We start from the raw sequence: 23,047 nt of genomic DNA on the forward strand, positions 1-23,047 counted from the left end.
CCTGGCACGGGGCCCGCCGAGGACCCGGTGGGCCCGATTCCGGCCCCGGCCCGCGCGGCCGGGGCAACCTGTACCGCTCAGCCGGTGGTCTCCGGCGGGCCGGCCTCCGGTGCGGGTTCCAGCGGCGGGCTCGTGACGCCGCAGTGCACCGCGCACTCGGGCCGCGCGGTGTCCTCCACGGGGGCGGGTGTGCGTACGGCCGCCCAGGCGATCAGCGCGCCGAGCACCAGCAGCCCGGCGCACATCGGCATCGCCCGCCGGAACGTCGCGGCGAACTCCCCGGCGTCCCGGTACGCCTCCGGCCCCATGCCGGCGAGCAGCGGCAGCGCGGCCACCGCGATGAGGCCGGCGGCACGGGCGGCGGCGTTGTTGATGCCGCTGGCGAGCCCGGCCCGGCCGGTGTCCACGGAGGCCAGGACGGTCGCGGTGAGGGGTGCCACGACGGTGACCAGGCCGACGCCCAGGACGGCCACGGCGGGCAGTACGTCGGTCAGGTATCCGGTGACGGAGTCCGAGCCCGGCCCCACGCGCAGCATCAGCAGCATGCCGGCGGCGGCGGTCAGCGGCCCGACGGTGAGCGGGATACGCGGGCCGATGCGCTGGCCCAGCTCGCCCGAGGCGGCCGAGAACAGCAGCATCAGGAGGGTGGTCGGCAGCAGCGCGGTGCCGGCGCCCAGCGCCGAGTAGCCGGCGACGACCTGGAGCTGGATCGCGGAGAGGAAGAAGTAGCCGCCCAGTGCCGCGTACACGCACAGGGTGACGACGTTGACGGCGGTGAACTGCCGGGACGCGAACACCGACGGCGGCAGCATCGGATGCGCCCGCCGCCGTTCGAGCCGGACGAAGCCGGCTCCGAGGAGCACCCCGCCCGCCGCCGACCCGATCACGGCCGGGGAGGCGCCCTCCTCCGGCGCGGCGATCAGCGCGTATGTGACCAGGGCGAGCGCGAGGGCGCCGAGGGCCGCCCCGGCGACGTCGAAACGCCCTTGCGCGTGCGGGTCCCGGGACTCCGGTACGTGGCGCAGCGCGACGGGCACGCAGACGGCGGCGAGCGGCAGGTTGAGCAGGAACACCCAGCGCCAGCCCGGTCCGTCGACCAGCCAGCCGCCCAGGAACGGCCCCACGGCGGCGCCGACCCCGCCGAACCCGGACCACAGCCCGACCGCGCGGGCCCGGTCGTCGGGATGGAAGCTCGCCTGGATCAGGGCCAGCGAGCCGGGCGTCAGCAGCGCCCCGCCGACCCCTTGGAGGGCGCGGGCGGCGATGAGCACGGGGGCGTTCGGCGCGAGGCCGCAGAGCAGCGAGGCGGCGGCGAACCAGATGACACCGGCCACGAAGACCCGCCTGCGCCCGTAGCGGTCGCCGAGCGCCCCGCCGAGCAGGATCAGCCCCGCGAGGGTCAGCATGTAGGCGTTGACGGTCCACTGGAGCGCGGCCAGATCGGTGCCCAGGTCGTCGCCGATACGGGGCAGGGCGACGTTGATGACGGTGGAGTCGAGCATCGCCATGCTCGACCCGAGCACCGTCGTCAGGACGACCCAGCGCCCGGCGGCGGAGGCCACCCTGATCGCGGGCCCGTCCGCCTCGCTCTTCTCCATGGCCTCAGCATCGTCGGCACCCGGCCGAAAGGCCACCGGGCACCCTCAGCCGGCGACCCGTACCGCCTCGATGCCCCGGATCAGCGCATCGAGCCCCGCCTCGACCTTGCTCCGCGCGCACCCCACGTTCAGCCGTACGAAGCCGTCGGCCCCGTAGGTGCTGCCGGGCATGACCGCGACGCGCTCCCGCTCGATCAGCACGCGCTGCAACGCCTCGTCGTCCCGGACGCCCGCGCGCCGCAGATCGATCCAGGCCAGGTACCCGGCCTGCGGCGGCTCCCACGCCAGGGCGGGGAACGCGGCGTTCAGCCGCTCGGCGACCAGGGCCAGGTTCTCCACGACGTACGCACGTACCGCGTCCAGCCACGGCCCGCCCTCCCGGTACGCGGCGATGTGCGCGGTCAGCGAGAGCACCGCCGGTGAGGCCAGGCCCTCCGCCGTCTCCATCCGGCGCAGATACTCGGTCCGGTCCTCCGGCCGCCCGATGAGGCCGTACGAACCGGTCAGCGCCGGGAAGTTGAACGACTTCGAGGCCGAGGTGATGACCGCCCAGCGCGCATCACCGCCCACCCGGCTCCACGGCACGTGCGGGCGTCCGTCGTGCACGAAGTCCGCGTGGATCTCGTCACTGATCACGGCCACTCCGTGGCGCGCGGCGAGCGCGGCCATCCCGGCGAGCTCCGCCTCCGTCCACACCCGCCCGGACGGGTTGTGCGGGGAGCAGACCAGCAGGACCTTGCTGTCCGGCCGGGCGAGCTCCCGCTCCAGCGCGTCGGTGTCCCCCAGCGGCACACCCCGCAGCTCCCGCCCGAGTCCGTGGATCGCCTTGCGGAAGCCGTCGTACGTGGGCGTGTGCAGGACCACGCCGTCGCCCTCGGCCGTCCACATCTGGAGCAGCTGCGAGAGCTGGCTGAGCACGGACGGCCCGTAGACCAGGCTCCCGGTGTCGATCTCGGTGCCGTACCGCGTCGCGTACCAGTGGGCGATGGCCGGCCGGAAGTCGCCCAGCCGCCAGTCCGTGTAGCCGAGCACACCGTGTTCGAGCCGGGTCCGCAGGGCGGCCAGCACCTCGGGGGCGGTCTCGAAGTCCATGTCGGAGATGGTGAACGGCAGCAGCCCGTCCACCCCGAAGCGGTCCGCGACCCCGTCCCACTGGACACACCAGGTGCCGCGGCGGTCGATCGCGGTGTCGAAGTCGTAGGACGTACTCACAGCTGTTCCCTCGGGTCGTGCGTGCCGGGTCCGGACACGCCGTGGGCCCGGCACCCCGAGGGGAGCCGGGCCCACGGCACACATCCGTACCGGATTACTTCAGCTTGGTGCCGGTGGAGCGCAGGTTGGCGCACGCCTCGGTGACACGCTTGGCCATGCCGCCCTCGGCGGACTTGCCCCAGCTGCGCGGGTCGTAGACCTTCTTGTTGCCGACCTCGCCGTCGACCTTCAGCACACCGTCGTAGTTGCGGAACACGTGGTCCACGATCGGGCGGGTGAAGGCGTACTGGGTGTCGGTGTCGAGGTTCATCTTCACGACGCCGTTCTCCAGCGCGGTGGCGATCTCCTCGGCGGTGGAGCCGGAGCCGCCGTGGAAGACGAAGTCGAACGGCGACGTCTTGCCGTACTTGGCGCCGACGCCCTCCTGGAGGTCCTTGAGGAGCTCCGGGCGCAGGACGACGTTGCCCGGCTTGTAGACGCCGTGCACGTTGCCGAACGAGGCGGCCAGCAGGTAGCGGCCCTTCTCGCCCAGACCCAGCGCCTCGGCGGTGCGCAGCGCGTCGTCCACGGTCGTGTAGAGCTCGTCGTTGATCTCGTGGGTGACGCCGTCCTCCTCGCCACCGGTCGGGGTGATCTCGACCTCAAGGATGATCTTGGCGGCGGCGGCCTTGGCCAGCAGCTCCTGGCCGATGGCCAGGTTGTCGGCCAGCGTCTCGGCCGAGCCGTCCCACATGTGCGACTGGAACAGCGGGTTCAGACCCTTGGCGACACGCTCCGCGGAGACGTCGATCAGCGGACGGACGTAGGTGTCCAGCTTGTCCTTGGGGCAGTGGTCGGTGTGCAGCGCGACGGTGATGTCGTACTTGGCGGCGACGATGTGCGCGAACTCGGCGAGAGCGACGGCGCCCGTGACCATGTCCTTGTTGTACTGGCCGCCCAGGAACTCCGCGCCGCCGGTCGAGATCTGCACGATGCCGTCGCTCTCGGCCTCCGCGAAGCCGCGCAGGGCGGCGTGCAGGGTCTGGGTCGACGTCACGTTGATGGCCGGGTAGGCGAACTTGCCTGCCTTCGCCCGGTCGAGCATCTCGGCGTATGCCTCGGGGGTTGCGATGGGCATCTGTCCGCTCCTTGGGATGTGCGGGTGTGCGTGCTGGGTCCCTGACCTGGGGGCGACGTCATCGTCGCCCCCATCTTCCCAGACTCTCGTTCCGGCTCCACCCGGCGGTGTCTCCCAGCCGGGGCGGCCTCCGCTCACGGGCGTACGACGAAGGCGGTCTGTTTCACGTGAAACAGACCGCCTTCGGGCAAACCACCAGGTCAGGCGAGGTCGAGGTCCGGGACCGTGTACACGTGGACGTACGGAAGGCCCGCCTCGGCGATGGCCGGAGCGGCACCGCGCTCCACGATCACGGCCACGGCCACGACCTCGCCACCGGCCTCGCGCACGGCCTCGACGGCGGTCAGCGGCGAGCCGCCGGTGGTCGAGGTGTCCTCGACGACGAGGCAGCGACGGCCCTTGACGTCCGCGCCCTCGATCCGGCGCTGCATCCCGTGGGCCTTCTGCGCCTTGCGGACGACGAAGGCGTCCAGCTCCTGGCCACGGGCCGCGGAGGCGTGCAGCATCGACGTGGCGACCGGGTCGGCGCCGAGCGTCAGCCCGCCCACGCAGTCGTAGTCCAGCTCGGCCGTCGCGTCGAGCATGACCTGACCGACCATCGGAGCGGCCTTGCCGTCCAGCGTGATGCGGCGCAGATCGATGTACCAGTCGGCCTCCAGGCCGGAGGAGAGCGTCACCTTGCCGTGAACCACGGCCTTGTCCTTGATCTGCTGGAGCAACTCAGCACGTACGTCAGTCATGGCTACGAGGATAAGGCGCGCGTTTTACGCGACAGCCGCCCGAGGCGTCACGCGCCCGAGGCCGCAGACCACCCGGGGCCGCGGGCCCGCCCGCCGGGCCCTCGCGTTCAGAGCCGGCGCCAGCTCCAGGTGGTGGCGATCTCCAGCGGGTCGATCGGGGTGACGAGGCGCGGGTCGGTGTTCAGCCCGTTCGGCGGGCCCGACTGCGGCTCCACGCAGACCGCCTCGTCCTGCTCGTCGTAGATCACGACCCACTCGGACCGGCTCTTCACCGTCAGCTCCAGCCGCTCCGGCCAGGTGAGGGTGACATCGACTCCGTCCGGCATCCCGAAGCAGTCGTCCCACGGGCCGGGCAGCGGCGGAATCCGGCGGCCGGTCGGCAGATGGTTCCCGCCGCGCTCCTCCTGCCAGGCGGCGTCGAAGTCGATACGGACCTCCTCGCCGGTGTCGAGGCGGCGGCGGAACCACGGGTGCCAGCCCGCCTGGGCCGGGAAGGAGTCCCCGTACGTCTCGATACCGAAGGCCAACGTCAGGGAGTCCTCGGCCAGTTCGAAGATCTGCGTCACCCGGCCCGGGTACGGCCAGGGGTCGGCCAGGTCGTAGTAGAACGACGCCTGGGTCCCGCTCTCCAGCGCGGTACGCCACGCCGTGTCGCGGCCCGTGCCGTGGATGGCGTGCGGCGGAGCGGTCAGCGGCAGCTGGTGGAGGACGCCGCCGTCGCGGAACTGCCCGTTCTCGGTCCGCCCGCACCACGGCACCATCGGGAAGCAGCCGTACCGCTCCCCCTGCCGCAGCAGTTCGGTACCGCCGATCCGCAGGCTGCTGATCCGGCAGCCGTTGGCGGGGTTCACGGTCAACTCTGTGTCGCCGACGGAGAGCCGGACGTCCTTCTCGCTGCTGCTCACGGGACGACCCTACTGGCGCCGCTACCTCCGGCGCCGCAACGCCCGGCTGACGACCACCGCCGAGGCGAGGGCCAGCGCGGCCGCCGGGGCGACCCAGCGCAGCGTCGCGCCCGCACCGCCCGAATCCGGCGAGGGCGCGGGGGCGTACCGGCCGCGCGGCGGGGCGTGGTCGACCTCCTCCGCGCTGCGCCCGATCATGGTGCGCCGGGCATGCGCGGCCTCGGCCGGAGGCCCGTCCGGCACGGTGAACTCGATCCCGGCGACCGGATCCAGAGACGACGGCGGGATGGGCGCGTCGAACAGGGACTCCCGCTCCTGCGACGGCTCCCCGGCCTGCTCGGCGTCCGGCTCGCCGGCCCGTTCCCCGTCTTCCGCGCCCCGCTCCCCCGGGTGCTCCGCGCCCGGGGCCTCGTCGGGGGCCGCCTCATGCGTCGGCAGCGACTCCTCGGCGCCGCTCAGGGGTCCGGAGCCGCTGAGCGGGGAGGGGGAGCCGGCCGAGGGCTCGGGGCCGGTCTGGTGGCCGGTCTGGTCCGCCTCCTCGGCGGCCTCTTCGAGCGCCTTCTCCACGGCCTCCCCGACGGCCAGCTCATCGGCGGTGACCTCGGCGGCGCCGGGGGTCTCCGGCGTACCGGCGGAAGCCCCGGCCGCCCCGGCGGCCCCCGCACTGCCGCCCCACGCCTCGTCGGCCGCGCCCTCGCCCTGGGCCGCCAGCGACTCCGTCACGAGCTGCTGGGCGAACCGGTCCAGCAGGCGATGGGCCGTCGACAGCGCAGCCGCCGGCTCCAGGTCCCGCAGGCGGCCGTCACCGCTCGCCCCGCCCCCGAAGGAGATCGACGTGCCCTCGTCGCCCTCGGTCAGCCGGAGGGTCAGGGACAGCTTCGCCGAGCCGCCGCCCCGGGCCTCCGTGCCCTCGCCCTCCACCAGGACGGCGTGCACGGAGTCCACGTCCGGGTCGCCCGGCAACGGCGTGAGGCGCAGCGCGCCCCGGTACGTGATGGTGTGGCCGCCCGCCCGGATTCTGAGCCGGCCCGCCAGGGGGCTCGCCGACGCGTCGGCGTCCTGCTGGAACCCCGGTACACAGCGGGCGACCCGGACGGGGTCGCCCAGCGTCCGCCGCAGGGCCGGGACCGGAACCGGAACGAACACCTCATGCTCCATGGTGAACGAGCCTACTCAGCCCGGGCCGTCCCGTCAGCGCTTCCGCGTCCGCGACCGCCCCCGCACCCCGGCACCGCACCCGCCCGCCGCCCTCACCGCCCCTCCCAGTAGCGCGGGTGCACCAGCGTCGACGGCGCGAGGCCGGACAGCCGCCCGGCCTCCGCCCTGCGCCCCGCGTCCAGCAGCCCCGGGACGCTCAGGGAGCGCAGCGCGGGCGCGTCCGGGGCCAGGCCGAGCGTGGGCGTCGCCGCCGTCCCGGCCAGCAGGAACCCCCAGCCGCGGTCCCCGCCCGCGCCCTCCTTGGCCCGGTCGGGGCCCGCCGCGAAGCCCGACTGGCGCCCGCTGATCCGATAGGGGCGCGGACGCAGCCCGGCGGCCCGCATGGACGCGTCGACCGTCCAGTAGGTGCGCGGCCGGCCGACGGGTGGCCCCGCGTGCACCGCGAGCCGTCCGTCCGGCGCCAGGGCCTCGGCGATCAGGCCGTAGAACTCCGCCGAGTAGAGCTTCGTGCTGGCGGAGATCCCGGGGTCGGGGAGGTCGGAGATCACCACGTCGTAGCGGCCGCGGGCGGTCCGCAGCCAGGTGAACGCGTCGCCGGTCACCGTCGTCACGCGGGGGTCGTCCAGCGCGTGCGCGTTCAGCGCGGAGAGCGCGTGGTCCGTACGGGCCAGTCGGGTGACGGCCGGGTCCAGCTCGACCAGGGTCACGCTCCGCACGTCCGGGTAGCGCAGCACCTCCCGCGCCGCCAGCCCGTCCCCGCCGCCCAGGATCAGCACCCGGGTGCGCGTCCCGTTCATCGCCGGGTGCACCAGCGCCTCGTGGTAGCGGTACTCGTCGCGGGAGCTGACCCGCAGCCGCCCGTCCAGATAGAGGTCCAGGGAGCTGCGGCCGGCTCCGGTCAGCACGACCTCCTGCACATCGGTCTGCACGGCGACCCGCACCTGGTCCCCGTACACCGCGCGCCGAGCCGCCCGTTCGAAGTCGTCGGCCAGCAGCGCGGCCGTGGCCAGCACCGCGATCACCGTGACATTGGCGGCGATCAGCAGCCACCGCGCCCTGGGGGTCACGTCCCGCCGGAACACCCACAGCACCAGCGCCCCGCCCGCCGCCGCGTTCACCGCGCCGGTCAGCAGCGCGCCGGTGAGCTGGCCGAGCATGGGCAGCAGCAGGAACGGGAAGGCGAGGCCGCCGACGAGCGCGCCCACGTAGTCCGCCGCGAACAGATCGGCGACGGCCCCGCCCGCGTCCTGCCGGTCCACCCGCTGGATCAGCGTCATCAGCAGGGGGATCTCCGCGCCGATCAGGACGCCGATCGTCAGCGAGAACCCGACCAGCGCGTACCGCGATTCGCCGAACCAGGCGAACGACGCGTAGAGCACCAGCGCCGAGAAGCCTCCGACCAGCGCGAGCGCCGCCTCGATCAGCCCGAAGCCCACCGCGGCCCGGTTGCGTAAACGTTTCGCGAGCAGCGAGCCGATCCCCATCGCGAACACCATCACGGAGAGCACGACGGACGCCTGGGTGACCGAGTCACCGATCAAGTAGGACGCGAGCGCCACCAGTTCGAGCTCGTACACCAGTCCGCAGGCGGCACAGACGAAGACGGCGGCCAACACGAGGTACCGGCCGGTCCTCGGCCGGACGGGAAGCCGCGCCGCGCCCCCTCGCAGCGACACCTGCTGGTCGATCATGCCGCGAACGCTACGTCACTGATCGATCGCTGCTTGTCACCCACAAGGGTGTAACTGGCGCACCCGAGGCGCGGCGGGTGTGTGTCACAGCATCACCGCGGGCACCCGCACGCCCACCCGGGTCCGGGTCACGACGAGCCGGCCCTCCTGCGGGTACGCGTGCCAGGTGCGCCACCGCACCTGGCCCTCGGTCCGCTGGGCGAGCATGGCCGTGAAGGCGTGCGGGCTGCCCGGAAACGTTCCGGCGAGACCGTGCGGGTGGTCGGCGACGAGCGCCAGCAGCTCCTGCGCGCGCCCGGCGAAGGAGCCCGCGTTCAGCGTCTCGACGCGGGCCGCGAACTCGTACTCCCAGCCGCCGATCCGCTTGGCGACGCCCAGTGGCAGCGGGGTGCTGCTGCCGGGCATACAGGCGACGGTCTCGGAACAGCTTCCCTGCTCCTCCTCCAGAAGCACCTGGTGGGAGGCGCCGAGCAGCCGCAGCTGCATGGTGGCGCCGGCGAGTTCGAGGTCGAGGACGGCCAGCGCCGGGAGCGGCTCGCGCCCCAGCGCCCAGGCCAGATCGGCGGCACGGGTATCGGAATAGGCCGTATGAAGGGTCGTGAGCATGGGTCGGCTCCGCAAACACGCATGGACACATGGGACAGGGGACGCCCCCGCGTCGTACGCGTGGGGGTGGGAAGCGCCCGATCAGGTCCAACTGGGGTCCGAGGGCTGAATGTTCTCTCCAACGAGGGAATCACGAACTACGCCGCACTCACAGCGTTTTTGCCCAACTTGCCGGGGTTTCCATCCCCCTCGGGGGGCCTTCCGCTCACCTGTTCACCGCAGACCCATGAGCGGCCCCAACAAAAAGGAGCCCGGCGGGACTTGGCGCGTGCATCGCGCGTCCCGCCGGGCCTCAGGGCGTGTCCGCGGACACGCCCTCGCGGACCAACTGCCCCGTGTCAGCTGCCTCCGCCGCATCCGCCCCCACCACAGGAGGACCCTCCGCCGCACGAAGAACCCCCGCCGCAGGAGTGGCCGCCCGAGTGCCCACCACCGGAGTGCCCACCGCCGGAATGCCCGCCACCGCTCCCGCAGGACGAGCCGCCGCTGTCCCCGGCCCACCAGCTGCCCCCGGCGGCCGAACCGCCCGCCGTACCGCGCCGCCTGCCGCGCGCCGGCGTACGCCCCCGTCCGCCGGCCCCCGCCACCATCGCGACGAGGACCACGACCAGCACGACCAGAATCAGGCCGACCAGCACACCGCCCATGACCTCACGTCCTTCCGTCCCCCGAAGCGAGGCCCCCCGCTCCGCGCCCTTCCGGGCGTGCAGGGGAGATGCCCCCGCCGCCGGACGGCCAAAGCAGACTTGAGCAAGTCCAGAGCTTGCGCGCAGGATGGCGGCCATGACACACGGACGACCGCTGCTCAACCGCCGCCTCGCCGAGTTCGGCACGACGATCTTCGCGGAGATGTCCGCGCTGGCCGTCCGCACCGGAGCGATCAATCTCGGCCAGGGATTCCCCGACACCGACGGCCCCGAGGAGATCCGCGAGGCCGCGGTGCGTTCCCTGCGCGCCGGGCAGGGAAACCAGTACCCGCCCGGCCCCGGCGTCCCCGAGCTGCGCACCGCGATCAGCGGCCACCAGCAGCGGCGCTACGGCCTGGCGTACGACCCCGACACGGAGGTGCTGGTCACCGCGGGCGCCACCGAGGCCATCGCCGCCTCGCTCCTGGCGCTCCTGGAGCCCGGCGACGAGGTCATCGCGCTGGAGCCGTACTACGACTCGTACGCCGCCTGCATCGCCATGGCGGGCGCGACGCGCGTACCCGTCACGCTGCGCCCCGACACCTCCGCGGGCACCTATCGGCTGGATCTGGACGAACTGCGCGCCGCGGTCACCCGCCGTACCCGGCTGCTGCTGATCAACACCCCGCACAACCCGACCGGCACCGTCCTCAGCCGCGAGGAACTGGGCGCCATCGCGGAACTGGCCTGCGAGCACGACCTGCTCGTCGTCACCGACGAGGTCTACGAGCACCTGGTCTTCGAGGGCGAACACCTGCCCCTGGTGGGCTTCCCCGGCATGCGCGAGCGCACGGTCACCATTTCTTCGGCCGGCAAGACATTCTCGTACACCGGCTGGAAGATCGGCTGGGTCACCGGCAGCCCCGAGCTGGTGACGGCGGTGCGCTCGGCGAAGCAGTACCTGACATACGTCTCCGGCGGCCCCCTCCAGTACGCCGTCGCCGAGGCGCTGCGACTGCCCGACAGCTTCTACGAGAAGCTGCGCGCGGACCTGCGCGCCAAGCGGGACCTGCTCTGCGCGGGCCTCGCCGAGGCCGGGTTCGCGGTCTACCGGCCGGCCGGCACGTACTTCGTCACCACCGACATCCGCCCGCTCGACGCGACCGGCGACGGCATCGCGTTCTGCCGCGCACTACCGGAACGCTGCGGAGTGGTGGCCGTCCCCAACGCCGTCTTCTACGACCACCGTGACCAGGGCGCTCCCTTCGTCCGCTTCACGTTCTGCAAACGCGACGACGTACTCCAGGAGGCCGTTTCCCGGCTGAAGCGGCTCTGACACATGAAGTGGCCCGGCACGGGTTCCCCCGGCCGGGCCGCTTCATGCGTACGGGAAGGACTCAGGCGTCCGGAGCGGCCTGCTCCGTGCCTTCCTCGGCCTTCTCGGCCGGGGCCAGGCCCAGGCGCTCCAGGAGCCACTTGTCGAACTCGATGGAGGCGCGCACCCAGCTGACCGTCGAGGAGACGAAGTGCTCCAGGGAGACGCCGGTGCCGATGAGCATCTGCGCCTCACCGATCAGGCGGACCGAGGGGCCGCCCTCCTCGCCCTCCTCGGGCTCGTGGGTGTGCGTGTAGACCTTGGGCCACAGGGTGCGGCGGTTCCAGTCGTCGATCGCGTCGAGGAGGACCGGGCGCTGGTCCGTGGGGTGCGGGCGGTCGTAGAACGTACGGACCGAGAAGACCTGCTGCTCGCCCTCGCCACGGAACATGAAGTACGTGCGGAATTCCTCCCACGGCGCGGCGAGGTCGCCCTCGTCGTCGACGACGTACTTCAGCTCCATCTGGTCCAGCAGCTGCTTGACGAGGTCCTGGTCAGGGACGACGGGGCCCTCCGGTCCTGCCGCCTGCGGTTCGGGCTGAGCCCCGAAGTTAGGAATCGAGGACGGGTCGATAGACATTGCCGGTACTCCTGTGGATCTCGTGGTTTCCTGCCCACGACCCTAGCCGCGTTTGGCCTCCGGGGCGTAGACCGCCCGGGTTATGCGTTCCGCGGAATCATCTCGGCACCGGTTCCCCGGGCCCTGGCCCAGGCGGTGGCGGCCAGGACGGAACAGAGCACTCCGAGGAGCCCGGAGGCCCCGATGGTGTTCGCCGAGGACCCGGTCAGCTCGGTCACCGCGCCTCCGGCCGCCACGCCGATGCCCTGCATGGCGGTCATCCCGGACCGGGCGAGCCCCAGTGCCTGGCCCCGTCGGTCGGGCGGGGTCAGCAGGACGAAGGTGGCCCCGGCGGTGATCTGGTACGCCGAGCACACCCCGGCGACGAACAGCAGGAGCATCGCGACTTCCACACCGGGACCGAGCAGATAGACGACCAGCGGCAGATTCGCGGCGACCGCCAGCGGGCCCAGGAGCCTGCGCCGGGTCTCGTCCCCGACCCCGGCCCGTCCCAGCAGGGCCGCCCCCAGCACCACGCCCGCCGGATGCGAGGCGAGCAGCAGTCCCACCGCGTAGGCTCCGCCGCCGGCCTCGTCCGCGAAGGGGGCGGCCAGCCCCTCCGGCAGGACGACGAAGCCCGCGAGCCAGCCGAGTGCGAGCAGCACGCGGAGCCTGCGGTCCCGCCAGATCAGCGCGGCGGCGCCGCCGACCTGGGCGCCGAGCTTCGCCGTACGGGCCTCGGCGCTCGTCACCGGGCGGGACTTCACCCCGAACCGGATGAGGACTGCCGAGAGCAGGAAGGTCGCCGCGTCCACCGCCAGCGACCGGCTGTTGCCCAGCCATGCGACCAGCAGCCCTCCCCCGGCGAAACCGACCAGCTGGCCGGCCTGATGAGTGATCAGCATGACCCGCTGGCCCCGCTCGTAGCTCTCGACGCCGAGCACGGTGGGCAGCAGCGCACCCTGGGCGGCGCGGAAGGGTGCCTCGGCCAACTGCGCCAGCACCAGCAGTCCGGCGAGCAATGGCAGCGGCATCCCCGGCAGCGCCATCAGCCCCACCATCACCATCCTGATCAGGTCGCAGCTGATCATGACCGTGCGCCGGGGGAACCGGTCGGCGAGACCGGAGAGAAGCACCCCGGACACCAGGTTCGGCAGGGTGGTCAGGGCGTAGGTCGCCGCAGTCCATCCCGGTGAGTCCGTACGTTCGAAAACAAGCAACGACAGCGCCACACGCGCCAACTGGTCGCCCAGAATCGACTGAGCAAAGGCGGCCCAAAGGGTACGGAATTCGCCAAGGTGAAAGAGATTGTCAGGTCTGGACTTCTTGGGTCCGTTGGTTATCTCATCGCCTACCCGCTCGTTCATGCGGGCACGCTACCGGCCACCCGATTCGACCTCTAACCCCAGCCACGAGAAGGTTGCCGCAGGTGAGGCACGGTGTCCTGATTCTGCGCGCGCCCCGGTCAGAACAGCGTGACACCGTGTCCCGAACTCCCTTGCCAGAGGGGGTGCAAGGGGGTCACGACAGCTCCTGGGAGCTCGTTCAGGCGCCAAGGGCCAGGCGCAGTGTTTGGCTCGATCCCGATGTTGAAGAATGGATCACCCCGGGTGGGGGAATGTGACACCCGGCAAGTCGGATGTCACATTCCCACCGATCGGCGCTTCTCAGCTCGCCGCTCCGACGATCAGGCCGTCCTCGAAGCGGTCCACACGGACCGTGTCGCCGTCCCTGATCTCGCCCGCCAGGATCTCCTTCGCGAGCCGGTCGCCGATCGCCGTCTGGATGAGGCGGCGCAGCGGCCGGGCGCCGTACGCCGGGTCGTTGCCCTCCTCGGCCAGCCAGGCCAGGGCCTCCGGGGTGACGTCCAGGGTGAGCCTGCGGTCGGCCAGGCGCTTGGCCAGGCGGTCGATCTGGAGGCCCGCGATGTGCGCCAGCTCGTCGCCGGACAGGGCGGAGAAGACCACCAGGTCGTCCAGCCGGTTCAGGAACTCCGGTTTGAAGGAGGCGCGTACGACCTCCAGCACCTGGCGCTTCTTCTCTTCCGGTTTGGTCAGCGGGTCGGTGAGGAACTGGCTGCCGAGGTTGGACGTCAGGATCAGGATGGTGTTCCGGAAGTCCACCGTCCGGCCCTGTCCGTCGGTGAGCCGGCCGTCGTCCAGGACCTGGAGCAGGATGTCGAAGACCTCGGGGTGCGCCTTCTCGACCTCGTCCAGCAGGACGACGGTGTACGGGCGGCGGCGGACCGCCTCCGTGAGCTGGCCGCCCTCCTCGTAACCGACGTAACCGGGCGGGGCGCCGACCAGCCGGGCGACGCTGTGCTTCTCGCTGTACTCGCTCATGTCGATGCGGACCATGGCCCGCTCGTCGTCGAAGAGGAAGTCCGCGAGGGCCTTCGCCAGCTCGGTCTTGCCGACTCCGGTCGGGCCGAGGAACAGGAACGAGCCGGTCGGGCGGTCGGGGTCGGCGATTCCGGCGCGGGTGCGGCGTACCGCGTCCGAGACGGCCTGCACGGCCTCGGTCTGCCCGATCAGGCGCTTGCCCAGCTCCGACTCCATGCGCAGCAGCTTCTGCGTCTCGCCCTCCAGGAGGCGGCCGGCCGGGATGCCGGTCCAGGCGCCCACGACATCGGCGATGTCGTCCGGCCCGACCTCTTCCTTGACCAGGGTCTCCTTGGGCTCGCGGGCGGCCTCCTGCTCGGCCTCGTCGGCCTCGGCCAGCTCGCGTTCCAGGCCGGGGATCTCCCCGTACAGCAGCTTCGACGCGGTGTCGAAGTCGCCGTCGCGCTGGGCGCGTTCGGCCTGGCCTCGCAGGTCGTCCAGGCGTTCCTTCAGCTCACCGACCCGGTTGAGGCCCTGTTTCTCCTTCTCCCAGCGGGCGTTGAGGCCGCGCAGCTCCTCCTCCTTGTCGGCGAGGTCGCGGCGCAGCTTCTCCAAGCGCTGCTTGGAGGCGGCGTCGGTCTCGTTCCTGAGAGCCAGCTCCTCCATGTGCAGACGGTCGACGGAGCGCTGGAGCTCATCGATCTCGACGGGCGAGGAGTCGATCTCCATGCGCAGCCGGGACGCCGCCTCGTCCACCAGGTCGATGGCCTTGTCGGGCAGGAAGCGTGAGGTGATGTAGCGGTCGGACAAGGTCGCCGCGGCGACCAGGGACGCGTCGGCGATCTGGACCTTGTGGTGGGCCTCGTAACGCCCCTTGAGGCCGCGGAGGATCGCGATGGTGTCCTCGACGGACGGCTCGGCGACCAGCACCTGCTGGAAGCGGCGCTCCAGGGCGGGGTCCTTCTCGATCCGCTCGCGGTACTCGTCCAGCGTGGTCGCGCCGACCATCCGCAGCTCGCCGCGGGCCAGCATCGGCTTCAGCATGTTGCCCGCGTCCATCGCGGAGTCGCCGCCGGCGCCCGCGCCCACGACGGTGTGCAGCTCGTCGATGAACGTGATGATCCGGCCGTCGCTCTCCTTGATCTCGGAGAGGACGGTCTTCAGGCGCTCCTCGAACTCACCGCGGTACTTCGCGCCCGCGACCATGGCGCCCAGGTCGAGCGAGACGAGCCGTTTGTCCTTGAGGGATTCGGGAACGTCGCCCTTCACGATGCGCTGGGCGAGCCCCTCTACCACGGCGGTCTTCCCGACGCCCGGCTCGCCGATGAGCACCGGGTTGTTCTTGGTGCGCCGCGAGAGCACCTGGACGACGCGGCGGATCTCCTGGTCCCGGCCGATGACCGGGTCGAGCTTGCCCTCGCGCGCGGCGGCGGTGAAGTCCGTACCGAATTTCTCCAGGGCCTTGTACTGCCCCTCCGGGTCGGGAGTGGTCACCCGGCGCCCTCCCCTGCTCTTCTCGAACGCGGCCAGCAGCTTTTTCGCGCCGGCCCCCTGCCCGTCGAGGATCTCACCGGCACGGCCGCCCTTCGCGGCGATCCCGATCAGCAGGTGCTCGGTGGAGACGTAGTCGTCGCCCAGCTCCTGGGCGCGCTGCGCGGCGTCCGCGATGACGGCCAGCAGCTCGCGGTTGGGCTGGGGCGGCGCGACGGTCGACCCGGTCACGCTGGGCTGCGCGGCCAGGAGCCGTTCCGTCTCGGTGCGTACGGCGATCTGATCGGCCTCGACGGCGGCCAGCAGATCGACCAGATTCTCGTTTTCCTCACCCGCGAGCAGCGCGAGCAGCAGATGCCCCGGGGTCAGATCGGGATGCCCGTCCTGCACGGCCCTGCTGGTGGCCGCGTTGATGGCGTCCCTGCTCCTGTTGGTCAGCTCGGCGTCCACGTGCGCTGTCTCCTCCTTGCGATGACGAGTCCGTTCCGTCTCACTACTGACACGATCAACGTGTACAAAGTTGAGTCTATTCCACTCAATGCTGTGCGCGTCGAAAGTTGAGCGCATTCCACTCAAGGCGAAACGCGGCAGCCCCCTCTTCCGAGTGAACCGGCCGTCGCGGGTACCCGCCACCGCAGGCCGCTCCCGCCCGCATACGCTGGGGCCATGGCAGTCGACGTACACCAGCCGAGCCCCGAATACCTCGCGTTCTGGCGCGAGAGCCACGTGTGCACGCTCACCACACCTCGCCCCGACGGCACGCCGCACGTGGTCCCGGTATGCGTGACGTACGACCCCGAGGCCGGCCTCGCCCGGGTCATCACCAACAAGCACAGCCGCAAGGTGGCCAACATCCTGGCCGCGGGGCCGGACGGCGCCCGGGTCGCGGCATGCCAGGTGCACCGGCGCCGCTGGGCGACTCTGGAGGGCACGGCCCGGATCAGCACGGACCCGGAGCGGGTCGCGGAGGCCGTACGCCGCCACACGGAGCGCTACGACCGGGTGCCCTCGCCCAACCCGGACCGGGTCGTCATCGAGATCACCCTGGACCGGGCGCTCGGCCGCGGCTGAGCGCACCGCGCATCGGCAAAGCACAACGGCGCCACCGTGTTCAGGTCACGGTGGCGCCGTTGTGTGGGGGAAGTGACTGAGCGACGTGGAACGACGGGGGATCACTCAGGCACTGTGGGGGGTGGCGGCAATGGTTTCTGGTTCGAACAGCTGATGGTCACGCTGTGCGAGATTCACGAAGATCATGTCGTACCGGATGGCGCAGCGCACCGGCTGCGGCGCGCCCCGCGGCCTGCGCAGGCACCGGTAGGCGCGGACCTCACCGTCGTCCTCGCGGGCGACGACGACCGGGTCGCCGAACAGAGTGACCATCAACGAATCGCCACGGTGGGGCAGCGCCGTGACGAGATCGATGAAATGCCACCCTGACCGGTAGGCGGTCGCCATCTCACGTCGGAAGGTGCGGTCGTCCGGGGGGGTGGTCATGCTCCCGCCGCCCTCTTCGGGGCGGTGTCCCAGGCCAGGTCCGATGCTGGTACCGCGTTGGCCACCCCCGTCGACTTTGCGGCGGCACCGTCCCAGGCAAGGTCCAGGGCGCCGAAGACCCCGAGCACGAGCCCGGCGGAGAAGGCCACAGCAAGCACCGAGCGAAGCTTTCTACTACGCATGGTTGGCTTCGTCCTCACTTCCAAGGTTTTCTTCTCCCCCGCACCAGAAGACGATGGCTCATTCAGGCACGTCGATGCCACAGAAGCGGTGCATCATGTTCCTGTACATGCATGTTCCTGGGGGGTGGACAAATGGGCGCAGAGAGCACAAAAGAGGCACATAGCCACTCAGTGACTGCACTGTGTGACGAAGGAGCGCGTCTCTACGCCAGCGCGCTGAGTGTCGGAAAAATAGCCCGCAGCGAAACGGCGAACGCGCCGTGCCTGCTGGAATTCGCCCTTCTGCATCCCGATCCGGACGACCCCGACTGGCTCCGCCCGGTCCCTCCGTCAGCCGCCCTGACCCAGCGCCTCCACCCCATCGAACGCGAGATACGCGACCGTCGGCGGCTCTCCCTGGAACTGACCGACGCCTTCGAACCGTTCATGGCCATCAGCGCCCAGGCACCACCGACGACCCATGCCATCACGGTGCTCGAAGGCATAGAACGGATCAATGCCTCCATCGAACTGGCCATGGCCGAGTGCCGGTACGAGGTCCTCACCATCCAGCCCGGCGGCGGTCGCAGCGAGGACGCGCTCAACACCGCGGTGGAGCGCGGCAGGCTGCTCACCCAGCGGGGCGTGGCCATGCGCACGCTCTACCAGCACACCGTCCGGCACAGTCATGGAACCCTCAGCTACGCGGAGCGGATGGCCAGCGGCAACGTACAGATCCGCACCCTTGAGGAACTCATAGAACGGCTGATGATCTTCGACAACACCGTCGCCTTCATTCCGGCCACGGACGACCGGCGGATCGCCCTGGAGCTGCGACACCCAGGGATCGTGTCCTACCTGGTGACCGTGTTCGAACAATTCTGGCGCCGGGCGGTGCCGCTCCAGGAACAGATCCCGTACGACCCCACCGTCGAGGGCGTCTCCGGCGTGCGCCACTCCATCGCCAAGCTGCTGGTCGAGGGGCATGTGGACGAGGCCATCGCCCGGCGGCTCGGAATGAACGTCCGCACCTGCCGCTCCCACATCGCCAAGCTAGGTGCCGCGCTCGGCAGCACCAGCCGCGCCCAACTCGGCTATCTGATCGCCCGGTCAGGAATCCTGGACCAGGATTCCTGACCGGCCGGCCCCAAAGATCCCCACCCCCCGGGCCGGACGGGCGTGCCACGTAACGGGGGAGAGACATGGCCACGCCCTTGATCAGCCGGGGGAGTTCCCGGCTCCCCCGACACGTCCACAGTGGCCCGGGAATTAGGCTGGCACCACCGTCATCTTGCTGCACTGCCAAAAGTGGGGGGTCACAAATGGGAAGGGACAAGGGCATATCGCACCAGTCGCACGGTGATCTGGAACTGTGCGACGCCGGCGTCAGGACCTACACCGAGGCGCTCAAAGCCGGCCGACTGCCCCGCTCCGCTCTCGAACTCGCCCCATGCCTCGTAGAGTTGGCCCTCGTCCATCCCGACCCCCAGGACGATGGCTGGATCCGGCCGGTTCCGCCGTCCGCGGCGCTCTCGCATCTCCTACAGCCCGTCACCCGGGAGATCCACGAGCGCATCCGGCTCTCCGCAGCCCTGGCCGACTCCTTGGCCCCCCTGGCCTCCGTCGCCAGCGCCGATCCCAACCTCGCCATTACCGTCCTCGAAGGTATCCCGCTGATCGACGCGGCCATTCAGAACGCCACGGACAGCACGTGGGAGGAGGTCCTCACCCTTCAGCCCGCCGGGACCGGGGGGGAGGAAATAAGGCTCGAAAAGGCGCTGGACCCGACCCTGGCCATGGTTGAACGCGGTGTGACGCTGCGTCACATATACCAGCACCCGGCCCGCTACCACCCGGCCATCAAGACGTATCTGGACGAAATACCTCCCGGACACCTCCAGGTCCGCACCATTGAGCAGACAGCCGAACGGCTCATCGTCTTCGACCGCACGGTCGCCTTCATCCCCGCCAGCGCCAGGCGGGACGTGGCCCTGGAGATCCGTCATCCGGCGCTCGTGCGCTACCTGATCCAGGTATACGAGGTGCTGTGGGCCCAGGCCAAACCGCTCACATCCCCCCTTCAGGCCGCCGCGCCCCACACCCCGGTCACCGCCGCCCAGCTGAGCGTCGCGCGCCTCCTCGTCGAGGGGAACACCGACCAGATCGTGGCCCGCAAGCTCGGCATCAGCGTCCGCACCTGCCGCGCCCACATCGCCAAACTCATGCAAGCCCTCGGCGCCACCAGCCGCACCCACCTCGGGGCCCTGATCGTCCAGTCCGGCGTCGCGGCGGACGCCGGGGAAGACCTCGCGGAAGACGCCGAGGAAGGCGCCGGGGAATGACCGCACCGGCGGCGCACCCCCACAGCGAACGGGAGCTCTGCGAAGCCGCTCTCACCCTGTACGGGGACGCCCTCGCCGCCGGCCGCATCGCCCGCAGCGCCACGGAGCCCGCCCCCTGCCTCACCGCACTCGGCCTGCTCCTCCCCGACCCGCAGGACGAGGCGTGGCTGCGCCCCGTGCCGCCGTCCGCGGCCCTGGGGCACCTGCTCGGCCCCCTCAGCCGGGAGATCGACGCACGGGTCCGGCTGACCACCGAGCTGACCCGGTCCCTGCTGCCGCTGCTCACGGGGGCGGACGAGGACCCGAACCGCGCGATCACCGTGATCGAAGGCCCCGACCGGATACGCGCGGCGCTCCACAACGCCTCGCAGTCCGCCAGGGAAGAGGTCCTGACCGCCCAGCCCGGCGGCAACCGCCTGGCGCACAACATGCGCCAGGGCCGGATGAACGCGGAGTTCGTCCTCGCGGCGGGCGGCCGGCTCCGGCACCTGTACCAGCACTCGGCGCGCTACAGCCCCCGGCTCAAGGAGTACCTGACGGAGATCCCGGCCGGCCGCCTCCAGATCCGCACCATGGAGCAGACCGTGGGCCGCATGCTCGTCTTCGACCGGACCGTCGCCTACCTCCCCGCCGACCCCGAGGGCAGCGCCGCCCTGGAGATCCGCCACCCCGGCCTCGTGCGTTACCTGGCCGGCGTCTACGAAACACTCTGGGCCGGAGCCACCCCCTTCACCGACCCCCTCCCCGCTACCACCCCCGGCGCCCCCGTAACCGCCGTCCAGCAAAGCATCGCCCGCCTCCTGGCCGACGGCTGCACCGACCAGACCGCCGCCGAAAAACTCGGCATCAGCGTCCGCACCTGCCGCGCCCACATCGCCAAACTCATGCACACCCTCAACGCCACCAGCCGCACCCACCTCGGCGCCCTCCTCGTCCAGTCCGGCATCGCGGAGCCCACCCGATGACCCAGCCCACGGAACACCACCACGACGGAAACGAACTGTGCGACGAGGCCGTCAGCCTCTATACACAGGCGCTCACTCAGGGCAGCATCTCCCGGTCCGCCGTCGCGCACGTGCCCTGTGTCGCCGACGGCGCCCTGCTCGTCCCCGACCCCCACGACAGCTTCCGGCTGCGGCCCGTACCGCCCACCGCCGGCCTGGCGCACCTGCTGCATCCCCTGGCCCGCCAGATCCTCGACCAGGTACGCGCGATCGACCTGCTGGCGAAGTCCCTCGTCCCCCTCACCTCGGCGGACCGGGAACCCATATCCCTCGCCACGCTCTACGGACGGTCGGCCATCCAAGCGTCCATCAACGGCTCCGCGCACGATGTCCGGGACGAGATCCTGACCATTCAGCCCGGCAGCACCCGTACCCCGGAACAGCTCCAGATCGCGCTGTCGGGGACACTGCCCACGGTCGCGCGGGGCGTCCGCATCCGGCACATCTACCAGCACTCCGCGCGCTACAGCATCGGCCTCAGGGCGTACGTGGCCCAACTGCCCAGCGGACTGCTGGAGGTCCGCACCGTGGAGCGGGCCATCGACCGGCTCATCATCTTCGACCGGGCCGTCGCCTACCTCCCGGCCGATCCCGAGGGCAGCGCCGCCCTGGAGATCCGCCACCCCGGCCTCGTGCGTTACCTGGCCGGCGTCTACGAAACACTCTGGGCCGGAGCCACCCCCTTCACCGAGCACCTGCCCACCGCGCTCCCCGGCGCCCCCGTAACCGCCGTCCAGCAAAGCATCGCCCGCCTCCTGGCCGACGGCTGCACCGACCAGACCGCCGCCGAAAAACTCGGCATCAGCGTCCGCACCTGCCGCGCCCACATCGCCAAACTCATGCACACCCTCAACGCCACCAGCCGCACCCACCTCGGCGCCCTCCTCGTCCAGTCCGGCATCGCGGAGGGCCCCGCCGGGCCCGTACCGCCGGAGTACGCGAAACGGCCCGCCACACCCGGGACACCGGGGTGACGGGCCGCGTGGCGCGGGGTCAGTCCTTGGGGCGCTTGGGGCGCCAGACCACCAGGGCGCTGGTCTGCTGCACGTCCTGGTAGGGGACCAGGTCGCGCCGGTACGACGCGTGGACCTGGGCCTCGCGCTGCTGCATGGCCGCCGCGGCGCCGTCCACGGCCGCCGAGAGTTCGGCGACGCGCTGCTGGAGCGCCGCGACCTGGTTCTCCAGTTCGATGATGCGCTTGATGCCGGCGAGGTTGATGCCCTCGTCCTGCGACAGCTGCTGCACCGTACGCAACAGCTCGATGTCGCGGGCCGAATAGCGCCGGCCGCGGCCGGCCGTGCGGTCGGGCGAGACCAGGCCGAGGCGGTCGTACTGGCGCAGTGTCTGCGGATGCAGGCCCGAGAGCTGGGCCGCGATCGAGATCACGTACACCGGGGACTCGTCGGTCAGTTCGTAAGGATTACGCCGTCGGCCGTCCACCTCAAGCTCCCTTCGCCGCCTGGAACAGCTCCGCCCTCGGGTCATGCCCCGCGGTCGCCTTGCGGTATGCCTCCAGCGCGTCCCTGGCCTCGGTACCGAGGTCGGTGGGCACGGTCACCTCGACGGTGACCAGGAGGTCGCCCCGGGTGCCGTCCTTGCGGACCGCGCCCTTGCCACGGGCCCGCATCGTACGCCCATTCGGCGTACCGGCCGGTAGCTTGAGGGTCACGGAGGGGCCGCCGAGCGTCGGGACCTTCACCTCGCCGCCGAGCGCCGCCTCCGGGAAGGTGACGGGCACCGTGACGGTGAGGTTGTCGCCCTTGCGGCCGAAGACCGGGTGGGCGTCGACATGGACCACGACGTACAGATCGCCGGCCGGTCCGCCGCGCTCGCCCGGGGCGCCCTTGCCGCGCAGCCGGATGCGCTGCCCGTCCGAGACACCCGCCGGGATGCGCACCTGCATGGTCTTCGAGGAGCGGGCCCGGCCGCTGCCCTTGCAGACGTCGCAGGGGTCCTGGGCGATGAGGCCGCGGCCCTTGCAGTCCACGCACGGGTCGGTGAGCGAGAAACCGCCGCCGCTGCCGCGCGAGACCTGGCCGGTGCCGACACAGGTCGGGCAGACCCTGGGCGTGCCGTTCTTGTCGCCGGTGCCGGAGCACGCCTTGCAGGGCGCCTGGCTGGACATCCGGAGCGGGACCGTGGCCCCGTCGACCGCCTCGGTGAAGCTGAGCGTCACCTCGGACTCGATGTCCTGACCGCGCCGCGGCTGCACCCTCGTACCGGCACCGCCGCCGCGGTTGAAGAGGCCGCCGAACACATCGCCGAGGCCACCGCCGCCGAAACCGCCGGCGCCGCTCTGGCCCCCGCCCTGGGCGCCTCCGAAAAGGTCCCCCAGGTCGAAGTTGAAGTTGCCCTGGGCGCCGCCGGGCCCGGCGCGGAAACCGCCGTTGCCGAAGAGGGCGCGCGCCTCGTCGTACTCCTTGCGCCTCTTGGCGTCGCCGAGGATGTCATTCGCCTCGGAGATCTCCTTGAAGCGCTCCTCCGCCTTGTCGTCGCCCTTGTTGGCGTCCGGGTGGAACTCGCGGGCGAGCTTCCGGTACGCCTTCTTGATCTCGGCGTCGGTGGCGTCCTTGGGGACGCCGAGAACCTTGTAGTAGTCCTTCTCGACGAAGTCCTTCGTACTCATCGACGTCCCTCCTTCCGG

The 23,047-nt window shown here is 71.3% G+C and carries 21 protein-coding genes; 6 read left to right on the top strand and 15 right to left on the bottom strand.

Going from position 1 to position 23,047, the window contains the following annotated elements:
- Window positions 1-77: 77 nt before the first annotated feature.
- The 8 genes from OG338_RS13540 to OG338_RS13575 form a co-directional block, all read right to left on the bottom strand.
- Window positions 78-1,598 carry an MFS transporter gene (locus OG338_RS13540; RefSeq protein ID WP_405937579.1) on the bottom strand — a complete coding sequence of 507 codons (1,521 nt, stop codon included), beginning with the start codon at window positions 1,596-1,598 and terminating at the stop codon, window positions 78-80.
- Window positions 1,599-1,643: 45 nt separating this feature from the next.
- Complete coding sequence (locus OG338_RS13545) at window positions 1,644-2,810, bottom strand: MalY/PatB family protein (protein ID WP_405937580.1); 1,167 nt, start codon at window positions 2,808-2,810, stop codon at window positions 1,644-1,646.
- 94 nt (window positions 2,811-2,904) lie between these two features.
- A complete protein-coding gene (gene fbaA, locus OG338_RS13550; protein WP_164398683.1) occupies window positions 2,905-3,927 on the bottom strand; it encodes a class II fructose-bisphosphate aldolase in 1,023 nt (340 codons plus the stop codon).
- Between the two features lie 200 nt (window positions 3,928-4,127).
- The gene (gene pyrE / locus OG338_RS13555; RefSeq protein ID WP_018102092.1) at window positions 4,128-4,667 is read right to left on the bottom strand and encodes an orotate phosphoribosyltransferase; all 540 of its coding nucleotides are present in this window, start codon (window positions 4,665-4,667) and stop codon (window positions 4,128-4,130) included.
- 107 nt (window positions 4,668-4,774) lie between these two features.
- The gene (locus OG338_RS13560) at window positions 4,775-5,572 is read right to left on the bottom strand and encodes an aldose 1-epimerase (protein WP_405937581.1); all 798 of its coding nucleotides are present in this window, start codon (window positions 5,570-5,572) and stop codon (window positions 4,775-4,777) included.
- A gap of 21 nt (window positions 5,573-5,593) precedes the next feature.
- Window positions 5,594-6,718: an SRPBCC domain-containing protein gene (locus OG338_RS13565; protein WP_405940413.1), complete on the bottom strand. Its 1,125-nt coding sequence runs from the start codon at window positions 6,716-6,718 to the stop codon at window positions 5,594-5,596.
- Between the two features lie 104 nt (window positions 6,719-6,822).
- The gene (locus OG338_RS13570; RefSeq protein ID WP_405937582.1) at window positions 6,823-8,421 is read right to left on the bottom strand and encodes a polyamine aminopropyltransferase; all 1,599 of its coding nucleotides are present in this window, start codon (window positions 8,419-8,421) and stop codon (window positions 6,823-6,825) included.
- 84 nt (window positions 8,422-8,505) lie between these two features.
- Entirely contained in the window at window positions 8,506-9,027 is a 522-nt protein-coding gene (locus OG338_RS13575) for a DUF2617 family protein (protein WP_405937583.1), read from the bottom strand.
- A 783-nt stretch (window positions 9,028-9,810) separates the two neighbouring features.
- On the opposite strand from OG338_RS13575, the gene OG338_RS13580 reads away from it, so the two are divergent.
- The gene (locus tag OG338_RS13580; protein ID WP_405937584.1) at window positions 9,811-10,989 is read left to right on the top strand and encodes a pyridoxal phosphate-dependent aminotransferase; all 1,179 of its coding nucleotides are present in this window, start codon (window positions 9,811-9,813) and stop codon (window positions 10,987-10,989) included.
- 61 nt (window positions 10,990-11,050) lie between these two features.
- Here the strand turns inward: OG338_RS13580 and OG338_RS13585 are convergent, their stop codons facing one another.
- From OG338_RS13585 to clpB, 3 genes are all read right to left on the bottom strand, one after another.
- Window positions 11,051-11,608 (bottom strand): YbjN domain-containing protein, encoded by a 558-nt coding sequence (locus tag OG338_RS13585; RefSeq protein ID WP_405937585.1) that lies wholly within the window; start codon window positions 11,606-11,608, stop codon window positions 11,051-11,053.
- A gap of 80 nt (window positions 11,609-11,688) precedes the next feature.
- Window positions 11,689-12,954 carry an MFS transporter gene (locus tag OG338_RS13590; protein WP_405937586.1) on the bottom strand — a complete coding sequence of 422 codons (1,266 nt, stop codon included), beginning with the start codon at window positions 12,952-12,954 and terminating at the stop codon, window positions 11,689-11,691.
- A gap of 300 nt (window positions 12,955-13,254) precedes the next feature.
- Window positions 13,255-15,849 carry an ATP-dependent chaperone ClpB gene (gene clpB / locus OG338_RS13595; protein ID WP_405937587.1) on the bottom strand — a complete coding sequence of 865 codons (2,595 nt, stop codon included), beginning with the start codon at window positions 15,847-15,849 and terminating at the stop codon, window positions 13,255-13,257.
- A 216-nt stretch (window positions 15,850-16,065) separates the two neighbouring features.
- Here clpB and OG338_RS13600 point away from each other — a divergent pair, with 216 nt between their 5' ends.
- Window positions 16,066-16,470 (top strand): pyridoxamine 5'-phosphate oxidase family protein, encoded by a 405-nt coding sequence (locus OG338_RS13600; protein WP_405937588.1) that lies wholly within the window; start codon window positions 16,066-16,068, stop codon window positions 16,468-16,470.
- Between the two features lie 105 nt (window positions 16,471-16,575).
- Here the strand turns inward: OG338_RS13600 and OG338_RS13605 are convergent, their stop codons facing one another.
- Both OG338_RS13605 and OG338_RS13610 read right to left on the bottom strand, forming a co-directional pair.
- Window positions 16,576-16,896: a (2Fe-2S)-binding protein gene (locus OG338_RS13605; RefSeq protein WP_405937589.1), complete on the bottom strand. Its 321-nt coding sequence runs from the start codon at window positions 16,894-16,896 to the stop codon at window positions 16,576-16,578.
- Entirely contained in the window at window positions 16,893-17,054 is a 162-nt protein-coding gene (locus OG338_RS13610) for a hypothetical protein (RefSeq protein ID WP_405937590.1), read from the bottom strand. The genes OG338_RS13605 and OG338_RS13610 overlap by 4 nt, the downstream gene beginning before the upstream one ends.
- A gap of 135 nt (window positions 17,055-17,189) precedes the next feature.
- Between OG338_RS13610 and OG338_RS13615 the strand changes: the two genes are divergently transcribed.
- The 4 genes from OG338_RS13615 to OG338_RS13630 all read left to right on the top strand — a co-directional run bounded on the left by OG338_RS13615 (window position 17,190) and on the right by OG338_RS13630 (window position 21,377).
- Complete coding sequence (locus OG338_RS13615; RefSeq protein WP_405937591.1) at window positions 17,190-18,194, top strand: helix-turn-helix transcriptional regulator; 1,005 nt, start codon at window positions 17,190-17,192, stop codon at window positions 18,192-18,194.
- Window positions 18,195-18,379: 185 nt separating this feature from the next.
- Window positions 18,380-19,399, top strand: a complete 1,020-nt coding sequence (locus OG338_RS13620) for a LuxR C-terminal-related transcriptional regulator (RefSeq protein ID WP_405937592.1) — start codon at window positions 18,380-18,382, stop codon at window positions 19,397-19,399.
- On the top strand, window positions 19,396-20,364 hold the full coding sequence (locus OG338_RS13625; protein WP_405937593.1) for a LuxR C-terminal-related transcriptional regulator: 969 nt from the start codon (window positions 19,396-19,398) through the stop codon (window positions 20,362-20,364). The genes OG338_RS13620 and OG338_RS13625 overlap by 4 nt, the downstream gene beginning before the upstream one ends.
- Window positions 20,361-21,377 carry a LuxR C-terminal-related transcriptional regulator gene (locus OG338_RS13630; protein WP_405937594.1) on the top strand — a complete coding sequence of 339 codons (1,017 nt, stop codon included), beginning with the start codon at window positions 20,361-20,363 and terminating at the stop codon, window positions 21,375-21,377. Before OG338_RS13625 ends, OG338_RS13630 begins: the two co-directional genes overlap by 4 nt.
- 19 nt (window positions 21,378-21,396) lie before the next feature.
- Here OG338_RS13630 and OG338_RS13635 read toward each other — a convergent pair whose 3' ends face one another.
- Window positions 21,397-21,843 carry a heat shock protein transcriptional repressor HspR gene (locus OG338_RS13635; protein ID WP_018522258.1) on the bottom strand — a complete coding sequence of 149 codons (447 nt, stop codon included), beginning with the start codon at window positions 21,841-21,843 and terminating at the stop codon, window positions 21,397-21,399.
- Window position 21,844: 1 nt separating this feature from the next.
- Window positions 21,845-23,029, bottom strand: a complete 1,185-nt coding sequence (gene dnaJ / locus OG338_RS13640) for a molecular chaperone DnaJ (protein ID WP_405937595.1) — start codon at window positions 23,027-23,029, stop codon at window positions 21,845-21,847.
- Between the last annotated feature and the right edge of the window lie 18 nt (window positions 23,030-23,047).

Origin of the sequence: Streptomyces sp. NBC_00726, from assembly GCF_045161735.1 — a bacterium.
Lineage (GTDB): Bacteria > Actinomycetota > Actinomycetes > Streptomycetales > Streptomycetaceae > Streptomyces.

Excerpts from the sequence above, each read along its gene's own strand:
- OG338_RS13540 (WP_405937579.1), bottom strand. The coding sequence starts at position 1,598 with ATGGAGAAGAGCGAGGCGGACGGGCCCGCGATCAGGGTGGCCTCCGCC.
- OG338_RS13570 (WP_405937582.1), bottom strand. The coding sequence starts at position 8,421 with ATGATCGACCAGCAGGTGTCGCTGCGAGGGGGCGCGGCGCGGCTTCCC.
- OG338_RS13630 (WP_405937594.1), top strand. The coding sequence starts at position 20,361 with ATGACCCAGCCCACGGAACACCACCACGACGGAAACGAACTGTGCGAC.
- OG338_RS13620 (WP_405937592.1), top strand. The coding sequence starts at position 18,380 with ATGGGAAGGGACAAGGGCATATCGCACCAGTCGCACGGTGATCTGGAA.
- OG338_RS13575 (WP_405937583.1), bottom strand. The coding sequence starts at position 9,027 with ATGCTCACGACCCTTCATACGGCCTATTCCGATACCCGTGCCGCCGAT.
- OG338_RS13615 (WP_405937591.1), top strand. The coding sequence starts at position 17,190 with ATGTTCCTGGGGGGTGGACAAATGGGCGCAGAGAGCACAAAAGAGGCA.
- OG338_RS13585 (WP_405937585.1), bottom strand. The coding sequence starts at position 11,608 with ATGTCTATCGACCCGTCCTCGATTCCTAACTTCGGGGCTCAGCCCGAA.
- dnaJ (WP_405937595.1), bottom strand. The coding sequence starts at position 23,029 with ATGAGTACGAAGGACTTCGTCGAGAAGGACTACTACAAGGTTCTCGGC.
- pyrE (WP_018102092.1), bottom strand. The coding sequence starts at position 4,667 with ATGACTGACGTACGTGCTGAGTTGCTCCAGCAGATCAAGGACAAGGCC.
- OG338_RS13590 (WP_405937586.1), bottom strand. The coding sequence starts at position 12,954 with ATGAACGAGCGGGTAGGCGATGAGATAACCAACGGACCCAAGAAGTCC.
- OG338_RS13580 (WP_405937584.1), top strand. The coding sequence starts at position 9,811 with ATGACACACGGACGACCGCTGCTCAACCGCCGCCTCGCCGAGTTCGGC.
- fbaA (WP_164398683.1), bottom strand. The coding sequence starts at position 3,927 with ATGCCCATCGCAACCCCCGAGGCATACGCCGAGATGCTCGACCGGGCG.
- OG338_RS13600 (WP_405937588.1), top strand. The coding sequence starts at position 16,066 with ATGGCAGTCGACGTACACCAGCCGAGCCCCGAATACCTCGCGTTCTGG.
- OG338_RS13605 (WP_405937589.1), bottom strand. The coding sequence starts at position 16,896 with ATGACCACCCCCCCGGACGACCGCACCTTCCGACGTGAGATGGCGACC.
- OG338_RS13625 (WP_405937593.1), top strand. The coding sequence starts at position 19,396 with ATGACCGCACCGGCGGCGCACCCCCACAGCGAACGGGAGCTCTGCGAA.